Source organism: Alteromonas sp. KS69 (assembly GCF_003989595.1).
Lineage (GTDB): Bacteria > Pseudomonadota > Gammaproteobacteria > Enterobacterales > Alteromonadaceae > Alteromonas > Alteromonas naphthalenivorans.
In genome coordinates this window covers 69,187-91,638 of sequence record NZ_PYHU01000001.1, presented here as the reverse complement: position 1 = coordinate 91,638, position 22,452 = coordinate 69,187, and the positions used below count along the sequence as shown (strand labels likewise).

General features: G+C 43.4%; 21 protein-coding genes. 16 read left to right on the top strand and 5 right to left on the bottom strand.

The window, feature by feature from the left end:
• Positions 1-82 precede the first annotated feature (82 nt).
• Positions 83-1,114, top strand: a complete 1,032-nt coding sequence (locus C7Y69_RS00430) for a fatty acid desaturase family protein (protein WP_409513410.1) — start codon at positions 83-85, stop codon at positions 1,112-1,114.
• 129 nt (positions 1,115-1,243) lie between these two features.
• On the opposite strand, the gene C7Y69_RS00425 is transcribed toward C7Y69_RS00430, so the two are convergent.
• On the bottom strand, positions 1,244-2,113 hold the full coding sequence (locus C7Y69_RS00425; protein ID WP_013783481.1) for a DMT family transporter: 870 nt from the start codon (positions 2,111-2,113) through the stop codon (positions 1,244-1,246).
• Between the two features lie 523 nt (positions 2,114-2,636).
• Here C7Y69_RS00425 and C7Y69_RS00420 point away from each other — a divergent pair.
• From C7Y69_RS00420 to C7Y69_RS00360, 13 genes are all read left to right on the top strand, one after another.
• Positions 2,637-3,302 (top strand): response regulator transcription factor, encoded by a 666-nt coding sequence (locus tag C7Y69_RS00420; RefSeq protein WP_013783480.1) that lies wholly within the window; start codon positions 2,637-2,639, stop codon positions 3,300-3,302.
• Between the two features lies 1 nt (position 3,303).
• The gene (locus tag C7Y69_RS00415) at positions 3,304-4,593 is read left to right on the top strand and encodes an ATP-binding protein (RefSeq protein WP_013783479.1); all 1,290 of its coding nucleotides are present in this window, start codon (positions 3,304-3,306) and stop codon (positions 4,591-4,593) included.
• Positions 4,577-4,942 (top strand): cupredoxin domain-containing protein, encoded by a 366-nt coding sequence (locus C7Y69_RS00410; RefSeq protein ID WP_013783478.1) that lies wholly within the window; start codon positions 4,577-4,579, stop codon positions 4,940-4,942. Before C7Y69_RS00415 ends, C7Y69_RS00410 begins: the two co-directional genes overlap by 17 nt.
• Positions 4,932-5,696 carry an FTR1 family iron permease gene (locus tag C7Y69_RS00405; RefSeq protein WP_126871437.1) on the top strand — a complete coding sequence of 255 codons (765 nt, stop codon included), beginning with the start codon at positions 4,932-4,934 and terminating at the stop codon, positions 5,694-5,696. The genes C7Y69_RS00410 and C7Y69_RS00405 overlap by 11 nt, the downstream gene beginning before the upstream one ends.
• Positions 5,693-6,388, top strand: a complete 696-nt coding sequence (locus C7Y69_RS00400) for a hypothetical protein (RefSeq protein ID WP_126871436.1) — start codon at positions 5,693-5,695, stop codon at positions 6,386-6,388. Before C7Y69_RS00405 ends, C7Y69_RS00400 begins: the two co-directional genes overlap by 4 nt.
• Positions 6,389-6,472: 84 nt before the next feature.
• Positions 6,473-7,210 carry a glycosyltransferase family 2 protein gene (locus C7Y69_RS00395; protein WP_013783475.1) on the top strand — a complete coding sequence of 246 codons (738 nt, stop codon included), beginning with the start codon at positions 6,473-6,475 and terminating at the stop codon, positions 7,208-7,210.
• A complete protein-coding gene (locus C7Y69_RS00390; protein WP_013783474.1) occupies positions 7,200-7,892 on the top strand; it encodes a TVP38/TMEM64 family protein in 693 nt (230 codons plus the stop codon). Before C7Y69_RS00395 ends, C7Y69_RS00390 begins: the two co-directional genes overlap by 11 nt.
• Complete coding sequence (locus C7Y69_RS00385; RefSeq protein WP_013783473.1) at positions 7,889-9,577, top strand: ArnT family glycosyltransferase; 1,689 nt, start codon at positions 7,889-7,891, stop codon at positions 9,575-9,577. The genes C7Y69_RS00390 and C7Y69_RS00385 overlap by 4 nt, the downstream gene beginning before the upstream one ends.
• 181 nt (positions 9,578-9,758) lie before the next feature.
• Complete coding sequence (locus C7Y69_RS00380; RefSeq protein WP_013783472.1) at positions 9,759-10,511, top strand: thermostable hemolysin; 753 nt, start codon at positions 9,759-9,761, stop codon at positions 10,509-10,511.
• Positions 10,501-12,006, top strand: a complete 1,506-nt coding sequence (locus tag C7Y69_RS00375) for an AMP-binding protein (protein ID WP_126871435.1) — start codon at positions 10,501-10,503, stop codon at positions 12,004-12,006. Before C7Y69_RS00380 ends, C7Y69_RS00375 begins: the two co-directional genes overlap by 11 nt.
• Positions 12,007-12,009: 3 nt before the next feature.
• Positions 12,010-12,690 (top strand): TenA family transcriptional regulator, encoded by a 681-nt coding sequence (locus tag C7Y69_RS00370; protein ID WP_013783470.1) that lies wholly within the window; start codon positions 12,010-12,012, stop codon positions 12,688-12,690.
• A gap of 43 nt (positions 12,691-12,733) precedes the next feature.
• A complete protein-coding gene (locus tag C7Y69_RS00365; protein ID WP_126871434.1) occupies positions 12,734-13,582 on the top strand; it encodes an SDR family oxidoreductase in 849 nt (282 codons plus the stop codon).
• 136 nt (positions 13,583-13,718) lie between these two features.
• On the top strand, positions 13,719-14,303 hold the full coding sequence (locus C7Y69_RS00360; protein WP_409513409.1) for a tetratricopeptide repeat protein: 585 nt from the start codon (positions 13,719-13,721) through the stop codon (positions 14,301-14,303).
• 317 nt (positions 14,304-14,620) lie between these two features.
• On the opposite strand, the gene C7Y69_RS00355 is transcribed toward C7Y69_RS00360, so the two are convergent.
• Both C7Y69_RS00355 and C7Y69_RS00350 read right to left on the bottom strand, forming a co-directional pair.
• Entirely contained in the window at positions 14,621-16,663 is a 2,043-nt protein-coding gene (locus C7Y69_RS00355) for an NADPH-dependent 2,4-dienoyl-CoA reductase (protein WP_013783466.1), read from the bottom strand.
• A gap of 89 nt (positions 16,664-16,752) precedes the next feature.
• Positions 16,753-17,619, bottom strand: a complete 867-nt coding sequence (locus tag C7Y69_RS00350; RefSeq protein WP_126871432.1) for a crotonase/enoyl-CoA hydratase family protein — start codon at positions 17,617-17,619, stop codon at positions 16,753-16,755.
• 124 nt (positions 17,620-17,743) lie between these two features.
• Here C7Y69_RS00350 and C7Y69_RS00345 point away from each other — a divergent pair, with 124 nt between their 5' ends.
• A complete protein-coding gene (locus C7Y69_RS00345) occupies positions 17,744-18,352 on the top strand; it encodes a TetR/AcrR family transcriptional regulator (RefSeq protein WP_013783464.1) in 609 nt (202 codons plus the stop codon).
• Between the two features lie 8 nt (positions 18,353-18,360).
• On the opposite strand, the gene C7Y69_RS00340 is transcribed toward C7Y69_RS00345, so the two are convergent.
• The gene (locus C7Y69_RS00340) at positions 18,361-20,007 is read right to left on the bottom strand and encodes a GMC family oxidoreductase (RefSeq protein WP_013783463.1); all 1,647 of its coding nucleotides are present in this window, start codon (positions 20,005-20,007) and stop codon (positions 18,361-18,363) included.
• A 293-nt stretch (positions 20,008-20,300) separates the two neighbouring features.
• On the opposite strand from C7Y69_RS00340, the gene C7Y69_RS00335 reads away from it, so the two are divergent.
• On the top strand, positions 20,301-21,014 hold the full coding sequence (locus tag C7Y69_RS00335) for a DUF1439 domain-containing protein (RefSeq protein WP_126871431.1): 714 nt from the start codon (positions 20,301-20,303) through the stop codon (positions 21,012-21,014).
• Here the strand turns inward: C7Y69_RS00335 and C7Y69_RS00330 are convergent.
• The gene (locus tag C7Y69_RS00330) at positions 21,011-22,450 is read right to left on the bottom strand and encodes a wax ester/triacylglycerol synthase domain-containing protein (RefSeq protein ID WP_126871430.1); all 1,440 of its coding nucleotides are present in this window, start codon (positions 22,448-22,450) and stop codon (positions 21,011-21,013) included. The genes C7Y69_RS00335 and C7Y69_RS00330 overlap by 4 nt on opposite strands.
• Between the last annotated feature and the right edge of the window lie 2 nt (positions 22,451-22,452).

Sequence of the window (22,452 nt, the reverse complement as noted above, 5' to 3'; positions counted from 1 at the left end):
ACAACAAGCGCCTAGTAAAACTGACGCGCGATTACAACAAGCAACTACCCCACCGCAGAGCGTAAGCAAACCCGATTACGACATGTTGGAAACTCAACTTGATGCAATAAAGTCGGAAGTAAAAGATAAAATCGGCGCTGAAGATGCAGCCTATATTCGACGTATTATACTTATCCAGCGTATTTGTGAATGGAGTGGCCGCATATTATTAATGCTTGGTTTCTTACAGCCTCTACTTTGGGTAGCTGGCGTACTAAGTTTAGCAGCAGCGAAAATACTGGATAACATGGAAATTGGCCATAACGTGATGCACGGTCAGTATGACTGGATGAACGACAGTCATATAAATTCAAAGCGCTATGAGTGGGATATTGCCTGCGATGGGGCAAGTTGGAACCGGGTGCACAACTACGAACATCACACCTACACCAATATTATTGGCAAGGATAGAGACTTTGGCTATGGCCTACTTCGCTTATCGAATGATTTTAGATGGCGGGTAAAAAACCTTTGGCAGTTCGCTACCTATATTTTGCTTAGCGTAATGTTTCAGTGGGGTGTGTCGTATCACGAGATGGCCGCAGAGCGCGTATTCTTCGGCAAGAAGAAAAAAAACCGCAAAAACCAAGTAACCCATAGCGAGCTTAAAAAACGCTTTTTCAGTAAGGGCGCACGGCAGTTGGTAAAAGATTATGTGCTCTTCCCTTTGCTGGCTGGCCCGCTGTTCTTATGGGTATTGTCAGGCAACCTTATTGCCAACTTGCTACGTAACTTATGGACATCTACCATCATCTTTTGCGGGCACTTTACCGGTGATGTGGAAACCTTTAAAGCAGAGGATTGCAAAAATGAGACACGCGGCCAGTGGTACTATCGTCAGGCCTTAGGCTCATCAAATATCAAGGGCGGAAATTTATTTCACATACTTACTGGGCATTTAAGCTTTCAGGTAGAACACCATTTATTTCCTGACATTCCCGCCAGACGATACCGAGAAATGGCTCCTAAAGTACAAGCCGTATTTAAACAGCACGGTATGCACTACAATACAGGCAGTTTTTGGAAGCAGTACACTAGCGTACTAAAACGCATTGTTCGCTACTCTTTTCCTTAAGCCCTTAAGCGCAAAAACCTACCAGTCGACCATCGCGATTGCGCTGGTATTTTTGCGCGCAAAGGTATTTACAGAAAAAGGTGCTTGCAGTTAAAGGTACTGGCAGAAAAAGCTACTGGCAAAAAAGTTTTAATTCAATCTAAGCACGATAACACCGACAAAAGCAGCGGTTAAGCCTAGCACTTCTTGACGGCTAAATGTTTCTTTCAAAACAATATGAGAATAAAGGAGAATAAGTAAAATATTCATTCCTGAAATTGCGGAAACTAACCCGGTATTACCAATAGAAAAAGCGGATATTATTGCAACCATTCCACTTACATTTGCGACCCCTACTATCAGTCCGCAAGAAAAGGTTTTTATTTCCGACCAATTAGTTTTCTCTGAATATTGAGACCCTATAAATTTCTTACGCTTTGCTAACCATCTCATGGCAAAAAGAAAACTTCCAAAGCCGAACATAGACGTTAACGTCGCAAAAACATCTGCCTCTAAAAGTGTGGACTGTTTACCCATTAAATCTGTAAACGTAAAACACAATGCAGCAAGTAGCCCCCATTGCGCCCCTTTTAAATTATCAATAGAGATATCTGAAGAATATCTAAGAATACAAAGGCCACAAAAAATAATAACAAACCCAATTAATTGAATAGATGTTAACGTCTCATTCCAAATTAAAAAGGCAAAGATGAGGACAAACAAAGGCGTCAACCCTGCTAGAACGCTGATGAGTGATGCTTTTCCTACTGAAAACCCTTTGTGTAAAACAGCATTAGCGGCAAAAGATCCAAAGCCTAGCCCTATACCAACAGCGACATCTGCCCAGCCGTACCATCGTTGATTTAACAACAGTACCCCTACTACGCTGATGATAAAACCTATACAGAAAACACCAAATAGTAGTAGATCGCGATTTAAGTTTTTCTGCGATGTCCATTGATACAAGATCCCTCGCAAACCAAAGAAAAATGTTGCGAGCAACGCATAAACAATCCACATAATAAATGAATCTCATGTTCGTAATGATTTAATAGCTTAAATTGAAAAAGCAGCGCCTATAAATTAATAACCTGTTTTATTTATAGATGTCTAGGATTCTATTGTTTCATTATATGCTTTATTGATGATTATTTTATTTCAACTAGATGAAAGCGTTAGCGTAGCTAAAGAACGCATTTACTAGACAGTTTTGTATGAATGGCAGATAGTTTGTAGAAACATACTTCATAGCCGCTTCATTACCCTTGTAGGTATTAAGCGACTGCTGTAGACAATTATCGGACAAACAGATTATTGGCTTTTTTGAGTTTTGTACTAATTGCGGATATCTCCTCTGTAGCCAACGTAATTGTTGAGGTCATAAAAGCCCATAGGAAGTGTGTGGTAGCATTTTTGACGATTATTAGAAGCTATGAAAGGTCTGAAAAAACCTGCTCGATTCAGACCTGTAATAAAAAATGCTTAAGGTTTTCTTAAGTTTTTTTGTATATCCTTAAATTTACTGAGAAATTATGGGAGTGTTATGCGCATACTGTTAGTTGAAGACGATAAGCCTTTGTCCAACGCGCTTAAAGTTTCATTAAGAAAGGCAAACTATACTGTAGACTGTGTCTACGATGGTGCCAGCGCAATAAGTACACTTCGCCCATCGCAAAATGATATTGTCATTTTGGATCTAGGTCTACCAGACCAGGATGGATTAATCGTTCTCAAGAGTATTCGAAAAACTAATCCAGTACTGCCAGTCTTAATTCTGACCGCAAGAGACAAGACCTCTGACAAAATATCAGGGCTAGATGCGGGTGCAGACGATTACCTCCCCAAACCCTTTGAAATTGATGAGTTGCTGGCGCGCTTACGGGTTTTAGAGCGCAGATTAGGTACGTCTTCAGAAAGTGTGATCACTGTGCAGAACGTCAGCCTTGATACAAAGCACCATACATTGACTATTGATAGTGACATAGTACATCTTCCGCGTAGAGAGCTTATGCTTTTGAAAGCGCTAATTGAAAACGCGGGTCGCATATTGAGTAAGCATCAACTTGAGAGCAAACTCTATGAATGGGGTGAGGAAGTTTCAAGCAATACAATAGAAGTGCATATCAGCAATTTAAGAAAAAAGATGCCAGAAAACTTCATTCGAACCATTAGAGGCGTAGGGTATTGCATATCCAACTCTGGAGATTAACGTGACGTCGATTCGTCGCTTTCTTATTTTAACTCTTACCAGTGCTTTAGTCCTTATTGTCTTCAGTGCGGCGCTCCACGGCTATCGTGCCACAATAGGTATATCAACTACGCTACTAGACAATGAACTCACCGCGTTAAGTAGTGCCGTTGCTTCGTTCAATGGTGGCTCACCAGGTAAAGATCACGCTTTGTTATTTCAAATCTGGCAGGACGATAAGCTGATAAAAAGTTCAAGCAAAGTGTTAAAGGCCCCACTCTCTGACTTTAAAGACGGTTTCTCAGAAAAAAATGCTCTTGGAACACGATGGCGTGTGCATACCTCTTATGTAAAAGATGATGGCTCTTGGTACATGGTGGCGCAACCATTGAGTAATCGCTTTACGTTAGCAGATGCATTAACCGTTGCTTCCATTACTCCTTTTATTGTCAGTGTTCCCCTTCTTGTCGTAATTTTGTTTTTAGGAATAACCTGGGGGCTTGCCCCCCTAAAACAGCTTTCTCGAAAATTGGCTAAACGAACAGGTAATAACTTTTCTACCATTGCACTTGATAGAGAACCCAGTGAACTTAAACCTGTTGTTTCTACGCTCAACTCAATGTTTTCTCGACTAAGTGCTGCGTTTGAAAGAGAACAGCAGTTTGCGTCCAACGCCGCACATGAACTGCGTACACCGCTAAGTGTGATGAAAATCAATATTCACAATATTGCTGAAGAATTAGGAGATAGCGGTAAACTACTTGAAACGCTTCAACGCGACACCGATCGGATGATTGACGCGGTGAATCAATTTTTGTTACTGACACGTACCAGTCCGGAGACATTTGTAGAACAAAAAGAGGCAGTTAATCTGCACTTTGTTGCGCAAGAAGTGATTAGCGATCTATATGGAAAAATTGAAACCAAACAGCAAGAGATATCCTTAGAAGGCGATGAGATTTGGTTAAACAGCGTACATTTTATGTTGTACACCTTATTGCAAAATCTTATTACCAACGCCAGTAATTATTCCCCTGAAGGGGCACAAATTGTTGTTCGAATTGAACAACTCGCATCAAACGTAGTTTTGAGTGTCGCGGACTCGGGTCCTGGCATACCAATAAGTGAACGAGCCAGCGTATTAAAGCGATTTAACCGCGCAGCACAAGCTAAGACGACAACAGGCAGCGGCCTTGGTTTGGCCATAGTATTGCAAATTGCTGCTCTGCATAATGCCAATGTTGTGCTTGATGATGCTAAGATCGGAGGCCTTGAAGTGAAGGTGGAGTTTGAAAATGAACTCTTACTTTAAATTTTCTATTGGCCTTTTTATTGGCCTTTTATCATTTTTCTCTCCTCGTGCGTTTGCACTAACTGAAGTCGTGATAGAAATTAAAGATCATCTTTTTTACCCGCAGAATGTAGTGGTTCCAGCGGGGAAAAAGGTACGTCTTACTTTCATCAATTTCGACGATAGCCCCGAGGAAATAGACAGTTTTTCCCTTAACAGAGAAAAAGTGATTTTTGCCAAAAGCAAAGGCAGTATTTACATTGGACCGCTGACACAAGGTGAATATCCTTTCTTTGGAGAATTCCACCCTAACAGTGCAGTGGGCAAAGTAGTCGTAAAGGAACAAGAGGAGAAGCCTGATGCTCATTAATACGGTCGTACTCTTCTTAAGAGACACATTACCTATTTTTCTATTGCTCAGTGTACTTCTTGCATTACCTGGCGTTTCACGATTGTCGCTAGTATGGCGAATAGCCTCACTGTTAGTGACCGCAGCAATGACATATTCTTATCTAGGCGTTATCTCTCAACTGGCAGAGGGCGCTGGCTTTGAGTTACTAAAATCACTGCTATTAGTCACTGCCTGGATAGGTATTTGTACGCTTGTGATTTTTCCTCTTTCAAGATGTTACTTAGTGAGTGTGGGCATTACGTTGCTTGTGCTTGGTATTGGGTTACCTAACAGTTTGCATTTTATGGTGTACTTTGTATCAGAGCTCTCGCGTAACAGTGATAGCACATTGCTTTTTCTTGGTACTACAATTGGGTTGGGGATCAGTATCAGCATTGCTATTTTGCTTAATATCGCTCTAACTCACTTTTTAAGCCATAAGGCGACGTTTTTTTTCACTACAGTTTTTGTTGCCGCGCAAGTTGCAAACATTGCGCTTCTTCTGGAACAAATAGATATATTACCTACCCCACAACAAGTTTGGGATAGTAGTCAGATCATCAATGACAACAGTGAGTATGGGCATTTATTGAACGCGCTAATTGGCTATGAAGCCACTCCATCTATGAGTTACATAATGCTATTTATATTTACCCTAGTTGTGCCCAATGGTATTGCTGCAATACGGAAGCGCATACCTGCGTTGTGGCAACAAGTGGAGGATACACAATGAAGCGCGCTATCTTATTATTGTTGGTTCTTCTTGCTGCGTTTTCTGTGAGCGCTGACAATTTTACAGTAGACAGAGTCTACCACCCTTACGTATTGCCTTTTGAACGCGAATTCGAGTGGCAATTAACCTCACGTCAAAATGACAACGGTAATGTATTGATGCAACGCTATTCGTTTGGGCACGCCCTTTCTGAGTTTGTAGTCCTGGAAGCTTACCTTGTAGGAGCTCGCGATGAAAACCGAGATTTTGGAATCGAATCTTATGAGCTTGAGCTTCGTTGGATGGTCACTGAACAAGGAAAGTATTGGGCTGATTGGGGAGCCTTATTTGAATTAGAAAAGCAACACAATACGGACGACTGGGCGGCTAAGGCCGGCATTCTAACTGAAAAAGAGTTTGGCCAGTTTAGTCTAACTACTAACGTAAGCTTAGTATATGAATGGGGTGAAACCATTACCGATGAGTGGGAAAGCGAATTCAAAACGAAATTTCGCTATCGCTGGATCCCAGAGGTTCAACCCGGAATTGAGATATATGTAGGAGAGGACTATGTGGGTGCTGGTCCGGCTTTTATGGGAATTAAACGCTTCGACAGGCAAAAGCAGTTAAAATGGGAGCTTGGCTTTATCGCAGGGCTCAATGGTGACAGTAAAGATCATACATTGCGTATGTCACTGGAATACGAATTTTAATGCACAGACGTATTAAGGGCTTAAGTTTTCCTTAAGGTTTTTTACATACAATACTGCGCATCTTTACTTTCATACACGCGCCATATGCACCAGATAGAAGTTAGTGTAGTTCTTCCTGCAAAAAATGAAGCAAAAAATCTTCCTTCATTGCTATGGGAAATTACTCATTCAGTAACTCCTGAACAAACTGAAGTTATCGTAGTCGATGACGGTAGTGATGACGGCACATCTACATTACTGGCCACGTTGGCAGGATCATTCCCCCTTACTCTAAGGGTAATAGTGCATCCCTCCAGTTGCGGACAGAGCACTTCTGTTTATCACGGCGTTCTCGCTGCTCACGGAAAATGGGTTATTACATTAGACGCTGATGGTCAAAACGATCCTGCGGATATCCCAAAGTTAATCGAAACAGCTAAACAAGTAAACAGTCCCCACTTTTGCGTCATTGGTTATCGACAAAAAAGAAAAGATACAAGATGGAAACGCGTGCAATCTAAAGTGGCAAATCGCATTCGTCAGTATGTTTTAGATGATGATACACCTGATACGGGTTGTGGTTTAAAGCTGCTTCCACGACGTACCTTCCTATTGCTTCCTTATTTTGATCATATGCATCGATACATACCTGCCCTCACAAAACGTCTAGGTGGCAATATAGTGTGTGTGCCTGTGAATCATCGAGCTCGCCATGAAGGTCAATCAAATTACAATGCTTGGAATAGAGGTTGGGCTGGTGTTGTAGATATGCTCGGCGTCAGGTGGTTGATGTATCGCAATAAACTCGGTTCCATCAACGAGATATTCACGCATGAAAAGTGAGTGTTTTCCTCTTATGCGTACTGTCAGTATCTTGGTGAGTACCAGTTTGATGGCAGTGGTTTGTTACCTATCAGTTCAAGTAACCAGTGACATTCTTGCACATAGCGCCGATCCAAACTGGTTGATATCTTACATAGCGAAACTCAGCACGGAAGAAGTATTCTTGGTATTAAGTGCCTTTGTTGTATTAATGACACTGGGTATTCCCCGGCAAGCTGTTAGCTTTTTTTGTGGGGTTGGTTTTGGCTCATTTGAGGGTAGTATTATAGCGCTACTACTTACCTGTATCTCCGCAAGTACAGCCTATCTATTGGTACGCGGTCCTTTTAGAAAGCTCATAGCCAAAGCCATTCAATCAGAAGTTTTTGAGAACCGTTTTTCACAAATGCGCGTGAAACTCGTGAAGAGCAGCTTTCGAACAATACTCATGGTTCGACTATTTCCAATAGGCTCTAATGTTGCGACCAATGCTTTAGCTGGTGCGTTTCGAGTACCTTTTATTCCTTTCATTTCGGCAAGTGCGCTAGGATTTATTCCGCAAACCTTACTTTTCTCAATGCTAGGAGGTGGCTCACGTTATATTAATGCCGTTGAAAAACCTATTCATATAGCAGGCCTAGTAGTTAGCGTTTTGCTAATACTTTCAATGTTGCGCTTTACTCACAAGGACAACGCCAAGTGACAAATATATTTCGTCACGAGCGTAAGGTTTTCTTACTTTTTGTTGTTGCAGCCATCATTATTTTCAGTGGTTTAGGCTTTCGCGATGCCTGGCCGCCGGACGAACCACGTTTTGCTTTAGTTGCCAAGGAGATGGTGACAAGTGGTCAATGGCTGATTCCAATGCGTGGGGGAGAGATTTACCCTGATAAGCCCCCTGTATTTATGTGGGGTATCGCACTTTTCTACGTTTTGACTGGCAGTTTAAGCGTTGCAATGCTTTTACCTAATGCCATCGCAAGCCTCGTAACGTTGACAGTCACTTATCGTTTATCACGAGCTCTTGCTGATGAGAGAACAGCTATACTCAGCATGTTGCTGCTATTGTTGAGCCCACAGTTTCTAATTCAAGCCAAGTTTGCTCAAATAGATGCGTTGGTTGCTTGTTTTATTTGGGTTGGCATTTATGGCTTTATTCGCCATTTTTGTATAGCCGAAAGCTGGCGCTGCTATTTCATCGCGTGGGGCGCAATGGGTCTGGGAATTATTACTAAAGGCGTGGGTTTTTTGCCTATTTTTATCTTAATCCCCCTTTCTTTTTTAACCTTCAAAAAACAACTCCCCACAACAAGATGGAAAAAACGCGCATTACTAGGGCCCTTGGTTATGCTAGGTGTGGTCTTAGTTTGGCTTGGGCCTGTGCTTTATTTAGGCGCACATCAGCAAGACCCAACGATTCAGCAGTACTTATCAAATATTTTGCTGAAGCAGACAGCGCAGCGATATGCAAATGCTTGGCACCATATTGAGCCATGGTACTACTATATTTTCAAAGTTATTCCAGTGTTTTGGTTCCCCGCCCTCATAGTACTAGCATTTAAAGGTAAAGGCATAAAACGTCTCTTAAGCGACAACCCTGCCTATTTAGCGCTAGCAGTTTGGGTATTATTAGTCGTTGCATTCTTCAGTTTTAGCCCTGGGAAGCGCGGTGTTTATGTACTTCCAGCACTTCCTGCTGTGGCTATGATTTCGGGGTTATTACTCTCTCGAAGTGGCATCTCAAAAGCGATTGGTAATTTTGCGCGTTCTGTGACTCTTGTGATTTCGCTAGTTGTCTTCATTACTGGCACCGTGCTTTTGTTGAATGAAAAAACAGCAAGCTCCTTAATTTTACGCTTTCACAGCGACTTAAGTACTATTACCAAGTTAGGGGCCATATGCCTTCTAATAGGTATGATGGGTTTGTTCACACAGTTTTTAAATTTATCTAAACATCTCGTATCGTGGTTAGTGATAATAACTGTCATCCCATCGACAATGGGCGTATGGATACTCAATGAAATACGCACCCCATCACAACTGTTAGTGCGTGCTCAAACGCAGATGAGTTTTCTTTCGACCAGCATTGGTAACTTCGATGTGGGCATTGTCGACGTTAAGGAACAATACTTACTATATTCACCATTTCCCCTAGCTCACTTTGGTTACCATACCGAAAAAGAAAGAGAGAATGGCACTGCTTGGGCGTGGCTTAAAGCGCGGCCCGCTCGTTTTTTGTTAGCCCCTAAGGACTACCTATTTCAATGTGTTGATTTAGAAAAGGCATTATCTTTAGGTTTTGCACATCGAGACGAGTGGTTACTTATCTCTTCAGATGCTGCTTATGCGACATGTAGTCTACCTTCAGACGCTCCTGTTTACCGTTAGTAAGGAGTGAAAACGAAATCGACTGTTATGGATAGAGTGCCCGTCAACGCCAGTATAATGTCCAGCATTATTTTAGCACGGCAAGTTTTTGATTTAGCTTTTCTAAAAAAGTGACCCACTTAAGGTACTCTTAAGGTAGCGCGGTAATACTCATACTATCGAAGAACACAAGAGTGTACGTATGAGCCTTACTTTATCGGTAGCACCAACCCCCCTCGACGATGGGGTGGCATTTCAGCACAGAAGACAGCGCACATCACTTGCTTTTGTTGCTGCAAATCTTACTTACCCAGCAAGGCAACAAATTGAAACCTTTATCGCTAATGGCTTCGCTACTCGCTATAACGCGCATATCACTTCATTCATGCCTATGTTGTTTGCACTTGAATTTAACGGAGTAAAGGCTGCCGCCGGTGCGAGATGTAGTGCTACTGACAGCACCAACCACGCACTTTTCATCGAGCAGTACTTAGATAGCACTATTGAGGGAGAATTATTACGTCATGGAATTAGCACGCAAAGACACGAAATTGTAGAAGTAGGTAACTTATTTAGTTGTTCACCGCGATATACGCTACCACTTTTACTGTCACTGTTCTTTTTATTCTCTCAGCTTGGTAAAAAGCACGTGGTCTTTAGTGCGACGAAACAGGTAAAAAAACTTCTTCAAAATTCAGGTGTTTCGCTTATTTTCTTGGCACCCGCTGATGCAAGAAAACTGATATCCAGTCAAGATAACTGGGGTACGTATTACGATACAGCACCACAGGTAATAGCCCTGTCCCTCAAAGAAGTTACTCATCAGGTAGTGAACAGTGTACTTCTTCGTCAATACTATCAACAGGCAATTGGACTCATCACTGGTTCAAATTTCGAACAACAACTAAACGATGCCTTAGCTTGCTACCCAAAAGGAGCCTCGCATGTTGCTTGAACACTACTTAAACGGTGACGACTCAGCTATTGCGCTGAAGCATAATGATAAATCGTTGACGTACTTGGCACTTAAAGAAGCAGTTACTCACCTCGCCACTTGGATCATAAACAACAATGTGAGTCGCATTGCTATCGCCTTTGACAATAGTTTTGCGTGGGTGGTAGCTGACCTTGCATGCCAAGAAGCACAAGTTTGCTGCGTACCTATTCCACTGTTTTTCAGTGAGACGCAGCAGCGACATGTTATCGAAGAGAGTCAGTGTGAATGCCTACTTTCGAGCGGAACATTAACCTTATTTCCGGCGGCTAAAAAAGAAACCTTAAGTGATAGTTTAAACATTACTGGATATACACTAACTCCGTTCGCAACATCTGTGAATATGCCTAAAGACACTAATAAGATTACTTTTACCTCAGGGTCTACAGGCACGCCAAAAGGTGTGTGCCTTTCTAGCGAATCTCAGTGGCAAGTTGCAAAGTCTATTGATAGCGCTTTTCAACAGGACGAAGTCAATCATTTATGCATACTGCCTCTTTCCACATTGCTTGAAAATATAGCGGGTATTTACGCGCCACTACTTCATGGCGGTACTGTACAGCTTGCATCTGCAAGTGCGAGAGGTTTTGAAGGTAGTCGACTTGTAAACCCGCAAGCATTACTAAAGCTCATAGACAGTGTTCAGCCAACATCAATTATCTTAGTGCCAGAATTGCTCATGGTGCTTCTCGAAGCATGCTCAAAAGGCTGGCTGCCACCGACGTCGTTATCGTTTATAGCAGTTGGCGGTGCTCATGTTTCGCCTTTCTTATTGACTGAAGCACGAGCCAGAGGCTTACCGGTTTATGAAGGCTATGGCCTGTCAGAGGCTGTTTCGGTCTCGACACTCAATACACCAAACTGCAATGTGCCTGGTTCTGCAGGCAAAGCGCTTGGCCACAATACTCTTTATATAGACAAAGGCGAAGTTGTCGTGGCGGGCAATCACTTTTTAGGATATTTGAATCAACCAGAAAGTTTTTATCCACCCGAGGTGAGAACTGGGGACTTAGGTGTTATTAACGATGGCGTTCTAACGTTAAGTGGCCGTAAGAAAAATATTATGGTTAACAGCGCAGGTAGAAACGTGTCGCCGGAATGGATCGAATCTTTACTGATGGGGAGTGGATTATTGCGTCAGGCGCTCGTCTTCTGTGAAGCTCGCCCCCACTGTGTTGCTTTGATAGTGCCTTTATCACCTCAGATCTCAACGGACAGAATTAGAAAAGCCGTTGAACTGATTAATCAACAATTACCCGACTATGCACAAATAGAAAACTTTGATGTCGTTGCGCCGTTTACACCAGAAAATGGGTTATTAACTCAAACAGGTAAGGTCAAACGGGACGATGTAATCACTCATTACAGCTGCACTTTAGGCGCACTGTATTCACCCCCTCATATTATCTCGCATACTGGAAACAGTGCGTCTCAAAAGATTAACATTGGAGAGTAAATAGTGTCATTTTATCAACAACTTCAAGAAAGTACCGAGCAAGCTAGAAATGCGTTTTTACAAGTGCCAATAATTCAACGTTGTTTTAATAATGACTTTTCTCTTGATGATTATATCGCGTTCCTTCAACAGGCCTATCACCACGTTAAATTCACCGTCCCGCTTCTTATGGCTACTGGCGCGAAATTAACCGAAGACAAAGAATGGCTTCGCGAAGCAATTGGCGAATATATTGAAGAGGAAATGGGACACCAAGAGTGGATTTTAAACGACTTAGCAGCATGTGGGGTGGATAAGAACGAAGCTCGCTACGGCCAGCCTGCACCTGCTACTGAACTTATGGTTGCCTATGCGTTTGACGCCATTGCGCGTAAAAATCCACTTTATTTTTTTGGAATGGTGTTTGTACTGGAAGGCACAAGTATTGCGCTCGCTGATGCTACGGCAAAGCAAATCAAAGATAAGCTGTCGCTCCCCAAGTCAGCTTTCAAATATTTGACTTCACATGGTGCGCTTGACCAAGAGCATATAGTGTTCTTTGAGGGGTTAATGAACAAAATAGTCGCCCCGCAAGAGCAGGCCATGATCATACACAGCGCTAACATGTTTTATCGCTTGTATGGTGATATTTTTCGCGAACTTACGCCAGAACATGGTTTACGCCCCGTTGCACAAACTGCGTAACTTGTTGAACACTGTTTTAGGTAGGGATAACACAAGGTAAAGTATGATGAATATTCAATGGCAAAATCAAGTAATACTAGTAACAGGTGCCAGTGGTGGCATTGGACACGCCGTTGCTAAAGCATTTGATGAAAAAGGTGCGCACCTCATTCTAACTGGTAGAGATGAATTAAAGCTTAAACAGTTACAGCAGTCCCTCAAACACCAACATACTATTGTCGCTGCAGACATTTCGCACCATGTAGGTCGAGAAAAGCTTATTCACATTTGCGAACGTTTACCGGTAAGTATGCTGATTAACAATGCTGGTACAACCCATGTCGGTGAATTTACCAGTGCCCCTATTGAGTCAGTGGTGACAACTAACCTTTTGTCTCCCATGTTGCTTACCCAAGTTTTACTTCCCATTTTGGCGCAACGTCCTCATGCGCATGTCGTCAATGTTGGGTCAGCATTCGGTAGCATTGGTTTTGCCGCTCACAGTACTTATTGCGCGACGAAGTTTGCGCTTAAAGGTTGGAGTGAAGCCCTGCACCGCGAATATCACGACAGCAACATTCGGTTTCACTATTTGGCTCCAAGAGCGACCTCAACGGCAATAAATGACGAGAGAGCTGTTGCACTCAATAAAGCGCTGGGTAATCAAGTTGATACTCCAGAAGTTGTTGCACAAGCGCTTATTAAATTAGTAGAGCAAAACAAAACTCGCTTTAGCATCGGCTTTGCTGAGCGAATCTTTGCCAAATTGAATGGCATTCTTCCCACCATTGTAGATAACGCGTTGGCGAAAAAGCTACCCATTATTAAACACCACACATTCAGCAAAAGAGAGCAGAGTGCGTGCATAGACAACGCGCAAAATACTAACGAATTAACTAGTAAGTTGATTTAGTACCGGAGCGATCATGATGAAAAATTTAGCCTTTGTAACCCGAATTACTTTACTTACATTATCTCTGGGCTTTGTAAGTTACACATTTGCCCAAGATAACGTAAGACAGTCCGTAAACGAAGTATCAACCCCGTCGATGCAGCAAGAGATTCAGTCTCCTCTTTCCATACTTCAACACGAATGGGCTCATATCAACTATGAGTTGGAGGATAAGCAAAAAGAAAAAGCCTTTGTCACACTTATGGAAAAAGCGAAGCTTTTCGTTACTAAAAATCCCAACAATCCTGAGTTGATTATTTGGCAAGGCATTATTCAATCTAGCGCAGCAGGGGCTAAAGGCGGGTTAGGTGCACTCGAATACGCTAAAGCCGCGCGTAAAAGCTTTGAGCATGCTATGCGATTAGAAGAAAATGCCTTGGCAGGATCAGCCATGACAAGCCTCGGGGTACTTTATCATAAGCTACCGGGTTGGCCGATAAGCTTTGGCAATGACAAGAAAGCGGAGAAACTGTTAAAGCATGCCCTTGAAATCAACCCTAATGGCATTGATCCCAACTACTTTTACGCTGAATTTTTATATGACAATGGTAAGTACGACCAAGCACGAGCGTATGCAAAAAAAGCGAAACAAGCTCCTGCCAGAGCAGAACGCCCGCTTGCCGACTTGGGAAGAAAGCAAGAAATCTCTCGACTTGAAGATAAGTTAGCTCAAAAGAGCTAACGCTTTCATCGTCTAAATATTGCTCGTAATTTAAATGTTACGAGCTTACTTTCACTGTTACGAAAAAAGTTACTAACCGTTCTCAAAAAGAAAGCCTAAGGTGAAAATGTCCGGTTTACGTACACAACCGCCGCATACCAAAATAGCCCCGAAAGGCTCTTACTGCGCTTAGCTACCTATAAAATACCACAGCAAATAAAAAAGCCTATTCCCGCAGGAATAGGCCTTTTAGACAATTATCAATGTTGGCATCTATATCAGGGTTAGTAAATATTAAGGTATCTTCCTAACCCTGCTGCAAAATCCCAAACATCAATTTAAACCGCAGCACACACTCGCGTACCTTGGTCGATAGCACGTTTTGCATCTAGTTCTAATGCTTCATCGGCACCACCAATTAGGTGATAAGGCATATTAAGCCCTTCAACGATGTCGCGCATCGGCTCTTGGCCAGCACAAATAATTACGTTATCGACAGGAAGTAGTTGGCTTTCACCATTAACAGTAATATGTAAGCCTTCATCGTCAATTTTGTCGTAGGTTACGCCTGGAATCATTTTAACCCCTTTCGCTAACAACCCTACGCGGTGAGCCCAGCCCGTGGTTTTACCTAAGCCAGCCCCCACTTTGTTGGTTTTACGTTGTAGCAAGAATATCTCGCGACTAGACGGCTCAGGCTGTGGCTTGACCCCTTCAATCCCTGAACGCGCGGTAAAGGTCATATCAATACCCCACTCTTTCATAAACGCAGGAATATCCTGGCTTGGGGTCGATTTACCGTGTGATAAGAACTCGGCCGTATCGAAGCCGATACCACCGGCCCCAATAATGGCTACGCGCTGCCCTACTGGCTTTTTCGCTTTAAGCACGTCTAAGTAGCTCATCACTTTTTCATGCTCAACGCCTTCAATGGCAGGCGTGCGCGGTTTAATACCGGTGGCCACCATCACTTCATCAAAGCCTTCGTCGTTAAGCATGGCTGCATCAACTCTGGTGTTTAGCTTTAACGTAATATTTTTATGCAGCTCAATTTGACGAGCAAAATAACGCAAGGTTTCATAAAACTCTTCTTTACCCGGAATTTGTTTCGCTACATTGAATTGACCACCAATTTCGTTAGCACTATCGTAAATTACTACGTCGTGACCACGCTGGGCAGACGTTACGGCTGACGCTAAACCTGCTGGCCCTGCCCCAACTACCGCAATGCGTTTTTTGGTGTCGGCCGGCACAATGTTAAGCTCTAACTCGTGACACGCACGAGGGTTAACTAAACAGCTGGTTAACTTGCCATTAAATACATGGTCAAGGCAGGCTTGGTTACAGCCAATACAGGTGTTTATTTCGTCTGCGCGATTTTGCTGCGCTTTACGTACAAAATCCGAATCGGCCAAGAAAGGGCGTGCCATCGACACCATGTCGGCATCGCCGCGCGCCAACACTTCTTCCGCCACTTCCGGTGTATTAATTCTGTTTGACGTTATCACCGGAATGCTCAAGGCTTCACGGAACTTCGCTGTTACCCAGGTAAAAGCGGCTCTGGGTACTTTTGTCGCAATAGTAGGAATTCGGGCTTCATGCCAACCAATACCGGTATTGATGATAGTTGCACCGGCTTTTTCAATCTCTTTACCTAGCTGAACCACTTCTTCGTAGTTTGAGCCACCTTCAACAAGGTCTAGCATTGATAAACGGTAAATAATAATGAAGTGTTTACCCACTGCTTCGCGTACTCGACGAACCACTTCAATAGGTAGGCGGATACGGTTTTCATATTCGCCGCCCCAGTCATCATCTCTATGGTTGGTGCGCTTAGCAATAAATTGGTTTAAGAAGTAACCTTCAGAGCCCATAATTTCAACGCCATCGTAACCAGCACGCTGTGCTTGAGTGGCTGAAAATACAAAATCTTTAATTTGCTGTTCTATTTCGTCGTCTTCTAATGCCTTTGGCTTGAACGGATTAATGGGCGCTTGCACTGCAGAAGGCGCCACCAATTTATCGCTATAAGCATAACGACCGGTATGCAATATTTGCATACAAATTTTACCACCTGCAATATGCACGGCATCGGTCACTTCTTTATGGTGATTGATAGCTTCGTCTGTATCTAGTCGGCGAGTTGAAGGGTGGGTTGAGCCTTCTTCATTCGGGCCAATTCCACCGGTAACAATAAGGGCGACACCGCCTCTGGCACGCTCTGCATAAAACGCAGCCATGTGCTTATGGCCCTTTGGCATTTCTTCTAAGCCAGTATGCATAGAGCCCATTAGCACACGGTTTTTAAGCTGGGTAAAACCTAAATCTAACGGGCGAAATAAACTTGGGTATACAGGATGATCGGTAACGGTCGTATTCATCATAAATCCTTAACTAGTGCCTGTTTCTTAATGCTTCTATATTCTGTTTTTACAGCGTGTTTCTTGTAGGCTATTCGGTTGCCTGCACGCTAGTCTTTCATCTTATTTACTGCGCCATGAAGTGGCTCAAAATCAGGAAGCGATTGGGTTTTCTGTGCTTCCATGGCTTTCATCACATCTTCCATTTGGAACATGCCTGCCTGCCACGTTGCCATGTAAGTTAAGCTCTCAGCAGTAGTGTGCTCGTTCGCGTAATTAATCATGGTTTTAGTGCCTGCTACCGCAACGGGAGAATTCATCGCGATAGACTGCGCTAACTTAGTCACTTCGCTAAGCATGATATCTTGGTCATCAAATACCTTATTCACAAAGCCTAACTGCTGGGCTTCTTGGGCGCCAAAATTACGGCCGGTGTACGCCAACTCTTTCACAACACCAATAGGAATAAGCTTAGGTAAACGTTGTAAAGTACCTACGTCGGCGGTCATGCCTAATTGCGTTTCTTTTATAGTAAAGAAGGCATCGCTGGTGCAATAACGCATGTCACAGGCGCTAAGCAAATCTACTGCGCCGCCAATGGCACCGCCCTGTACTGCCCCAATAACAGGCATACGAGCTTGCTCTATCGCCGTAAAGCTATCTTGCAATAGCATCACCATACGGCGCATGCGCTCTGCACGCCTTGATGGGTCGCCTTTAAAGTCTTTCGCCATATTCAAAAATACCGACAAGTCCATGCCAGCTGAAAAATGCTTTCCGGTAGAAGAAATGATAATAACGCGGGCGGTGCCCTCGTCGTCTATCGCGCGAATGGCAGCGGGGAATTCTGTCCAAAAGGCAGGATTCATACTGTTCATGGCTTCTGGCCTGTTTAACACGACCTTTGCAATATACCCTTCTTGTATCACTTCAAGGGTAGAATACGGGTTTTCTTGCGACATTGACTCGGCTTCCATTTCACTCTCCTGTTAACATTTTTGCAAACTAGACGGCGTCAAGATAAAATGCAATGTTGACACTGTCAAGATAAAACGTTATCTATTCGTCTCAACCATAAAATAGGGTTTGGTTTACACCAGTATGACAAACGCAGCACAAACTTATCATCATGGCGATTTGCGCACCGCTTTATTAGAAGCGGCGACGAAACGGGTGGCAGAATTCGGTATAGACAGCTTATCACTTAGAAAGCTTGCGGAAGATGCTGGTGTGTCGCGAACCGCGCCCTATCATCACTTTAAAGATAAAAGCGCCTTGTTAAGCGCCATTGCGGCCAAAGGTTTTAGCCAGTGGCATACCAACGCCAAGCGAATTTTCGAACAACACGACGTGACACCACAAGCGCGGTTTCGTCAGTTTATTCATGAGTATATAGGCTACGCAGCGGACAACCCGCAAATGTATGAGCTGATGTTTGGTCGTACTATTTGGCACGACAATGGCGCAACACAAGGGCTAAAAGAAGTGGCTTACCCTTGCTTTCAGTTCCAAGTAGATATGACAAAATACTGGCAGCAAACAGGCCTACTACCAGCAGGGCAAGACGCACTTCGCATGGCTCAGGTAACATGGGGCACCTTGCATGGTATTGCACGGTTATTAATTGATGGGATATATGCTGATCGCAGCCACATTGATGAAATGTGTGACTGCGCCGCCGATTTGTTCATGCAAGTATCGAAAAGCTAAGACATCAGTTAAATGGGCGCAGTAAGCCCTTCATGCTCAGCTTTAATAAAATCTACCGCTCGTTCTGCAATCATGATGGTAGGCGCGTTGGTATTTCCGCCAATAAGGCTTGGCATCACAGAGGCATCTACCACACGCAGGCCTTTTACGCCGCGCACTTTAAGCTGATTGTCGACCACGGCCATAGGGTCGTCGTCACTCCCCATTTTACAAGTACCGATAGGATGATAAATGGTTTCAGCCCGCTCCCTTAGAAACTCAAGAAGCGCTTCATCAGACTCAGCATCAGTGCCTGGATGCAGTTCACTGCCTTCAAATTTATCAAACGTAGGTGCAGCTAACAGCTTTCTTGCCATTCGTATGCCTTCAATCATTACTTGTCTATCTTCAGGTTCCGTGAGGTAACCTGGATCGATAAGCGGGTGATCGGCAGGATGGCTGCTTTGCAGCGTAATACTGCCCCTGCTTTTAGGGTACAAACAACACACATGCACGCCGTACCCATAACCAAAGGCAAACTTTCGCCCGTGATCATCTAATATAGCGGGCAAGAAATGAAATTGAATGTCTGGGCCTCGGGTAGCAAGGCTTGAACTTACAAAACCACCCGCTTCAGCCACATTAGAAGAATAAATTCCCTTACGGTGAAAAAGATAATCGTACGAGGCCTTTAGGTAAGAGGGTAATGCACCAGCAGCAATCGCATAACCTTCTCGTGCTTTACAGGTAAATTGAACAATAGCGTCTAGGTGGTCTTGTAAATTTTGCCCCACCCCTGGCAGGTCATTCATGACATAAATGCCTTTGTCTTCCAATTCGTTTCTTGGCCCGATACCGGAAAGCATAAGTAGTTGGGGAGAGTTGATAGCGCCGCCGCAGAGTATTACTTCGCTATTAGCCGCTTCACGGTTAATAGAATACCGCGCAATTTTGCCTTTTTCTCGTACTTGCACGCCAATGGCTCTGTTGTCGTCAAATAGTACTTTTTCCGCGGCCACACCGGTAAGTACAGTAAGATTATTGCGGTGAAGTGCTTGGCTTAAATAGCCTTTTGCGGTTGAGCAGCGCTGTCCGTTGACTTGGGTAACATGATAATAGCCAATGCCTTCACGTATATCGCGGTTGAAATCATCTACAACATTAAAATCTGCGTGGCTTGCGGCTTCAACGAAAGCATCGGAAAGCACACTGGTGTGCTTAAGTTGAGAAACATGCAGCGGCCCACCTTCTCCATGAAACTCGTCTTCACCTTTGAAGAAGTTTTCAGAGCGCTTGAAGTAAGGTAGTACGTCCTCAAAACCCCAGCCAGCTGCGCCCTGCTCTACCCAATAATCGTAGTCTTCTTTTTGACCACGAATGTAACACATAGCATTAACGGAACTGCTGCCGCCTAGTGTTTTTCCTCGAGGCCAAAATAGCTCACGATCGTATAGTTCTTTTTGTGGTGCGGTATGATACCCCCACCCTATGCCTTCAAATCGGCTTAATAGCGATAAACCAAAAGGAATATGAATAAGCGGGTTAGTGTCTTTCGTACCGGCTTCTAGCATAAGAATTTTCAGAGCTGGGTTTTCAGATAATCGTGCCGCTAATACCGCACCTGCAGACCCACCACCTACGATGATATAGTCATACTTACCCTGAATCTCATTCATGCATTGCTCCAAAACACTTTTACGCGGTGAAATACTCAGTTAATGCCTGTATTACTATGCAATTACGAATTGTAGGCGCATGACTGAGCTGTGCCGACTCTTATTATTAGATGCTTAGTATTAGTCACTTATTGTCAAAAATAAAATGATATGCAGCATTGTGGTAAGACCAGACTATCAAAATAAACAGCCCATCCAAAAGTGATATGTTATATATTTTAAAAACTGTTTTATGTATAACGAGTTAAGTCCATCACACCCCGTTTAAGTAAATAAACGCATAGCATGAAAAAATGAAACTAGGTTTACGCGACAAAGGTATGCTTCTTATTTCCCAGCTTTTAATCAAGCTAGGAAGGCTTCGCTACGACCAGTTTTCAGCCGATGAGCTCAATGCTTTATTGTCTGAAAATCTGCCTCAATCGTTCCCCTTAGCCATACCCGCAGGCCAAGCACATGTGGCGGTAAACAGTGGTAAATTGACCTTTAATGCCCCAGACAACCGCCTATGCATTCAATTATTAGCGTCAATAACCATTAACGTTGCTGAAACGACCATTTACCGTGCCCACCTTATCATTACGCTAAGTGCCTCACCGGATTACAACAAACATGAATCTACCCTTTATTTTATCGATAAGCAGGTAGACAACATTATTATGGTGAACGACGACTACGCCTTATTAAAAGACACCCAATTTTTACTTTCTCGCTTTGTACCCGGCAATTTAGATTCGCTGTTGGGTCGCTCGTTAAAAAATATATTATCACTGGTAACCGTGGGTACTTCCGACCAAGCGGTAGAATATTTGAAGCTATATTTAAGCGGCTCGAAACAAGCCGTACTTGATTTCCATAAGCCTCAAATTGAAAAAGCCATATTGGATAAAATGGCTACACTTCCTCTTCACCATATAATGCGCGAAGATCAATGGCGGGAAGTACTTTTTGCACGCTATGGAAAAACAGTTAGGGTCGAACCATCTTCGCTTCGGTTCTATTTTTAGTGTTCGCTAACAATCGACACAGGCACCGACTCTTCATGTTCCCCTATATCAGTAATGCGCAGCCGAGGGTTATCTATGCATGCCTCCAACATCTCGAAAGCTTCTTGCACATAACCGGCTAACGGCTTCAGTGTACTTATATTTTTGTTGCAGCAAACAATACCTACATTGGCCACCCCTGCGTAGGTCATCAATGTGATATTTACCCCGCCGCCTGGGGTCATGGTGGAAATGGGATAACAGGCAAGTAACTTACTGTCTTTTAAATACCGCGTATCTCGTGGGCCAGGTATGTTCGATACCAAAATATTAGCGATAGGTTTAACCACATTGGAAATTTTAAGCCATTCAAATACCAAGGCTAAAGATTGGATCACGATGGTGTAGCCACTAAAGGAAGCTGGGCGGGCTCGCATCGCGGCATGTTTTACGATTCTATGGTTAATAATAATCTGGCGTAAACGAAGATAAGGGTCTTGATCGCCATGGGCTAGCTGTACCGGCACAATAGCAATTTTATTGCCTGTGGTTTTCTCTCCCGGTTTTCGAAGGTTTATAGGCATATTGGTATACAGTGCTTTTTTAAAAACCTGACCATGATCCTGAAGTAACCGGTGAACCCCAATATCAAAAGCGCACAGAAGAATTTCATTGGCTGATGCTCGCGTGCGTCTAGCTAAGGCTTTTACCCGTTTAAAATCGATATCTGTGGTAGTGACTACCCTTCCCGCTACCACCTGCCCCGTTAGCACGGTTTTCGTACCTGAAAAAGGCACAGGCATGTAATGAGGGTTCACTCTCAACAGTTTTAAAAAAATGCGTATTAAAATGATAAGTAAATCGAAGCCCGTTTTTATGGCGCTTCCTACACTCACTAAGCGTTTGTAGAAACTGGTGGAATCATTGCGTTTATGACGGAGTCGTTTCACCGCCCAAATAGGCGTGAATTCAGAATTATTGGAAGCAGAAACATAACAAGATTGAAACCACCTTACTAAGGTCGCGCCATCGCCATACATATGGTGTACCTTGGCGTAAATGGCATAAGTACTACTGTTAGTATCGAAGATGAAATGGTATTGCCACAGAGGTTTATCAGGGTCTAATCGTGCAGCGTGCAATTGCGCAACAAAATCATCTAGATTCTGTCGGTCACTCACATCGTCAATGTGATGCAATTGAACATGATAATCCATGTTCAGATGTTTCACTGGCGAAAGCCCTACCGGATAGCCTAGCACGGTTTTTACAACGCAATTAAACGGTGACGTCCCTTTTGCAAACCCTTTAATTTCATTATAAATAGCAGGTACATATTCAGGGCTTTTCGCGCCTTCGGGCATCTCTAGTAGCTGAAGACATCCAACATGTTTAGGGTTGTCGTCGGATTCCGTTATCCAAAAGGACTTATCAAGAAAACTAAGTGTTTTACTCATCG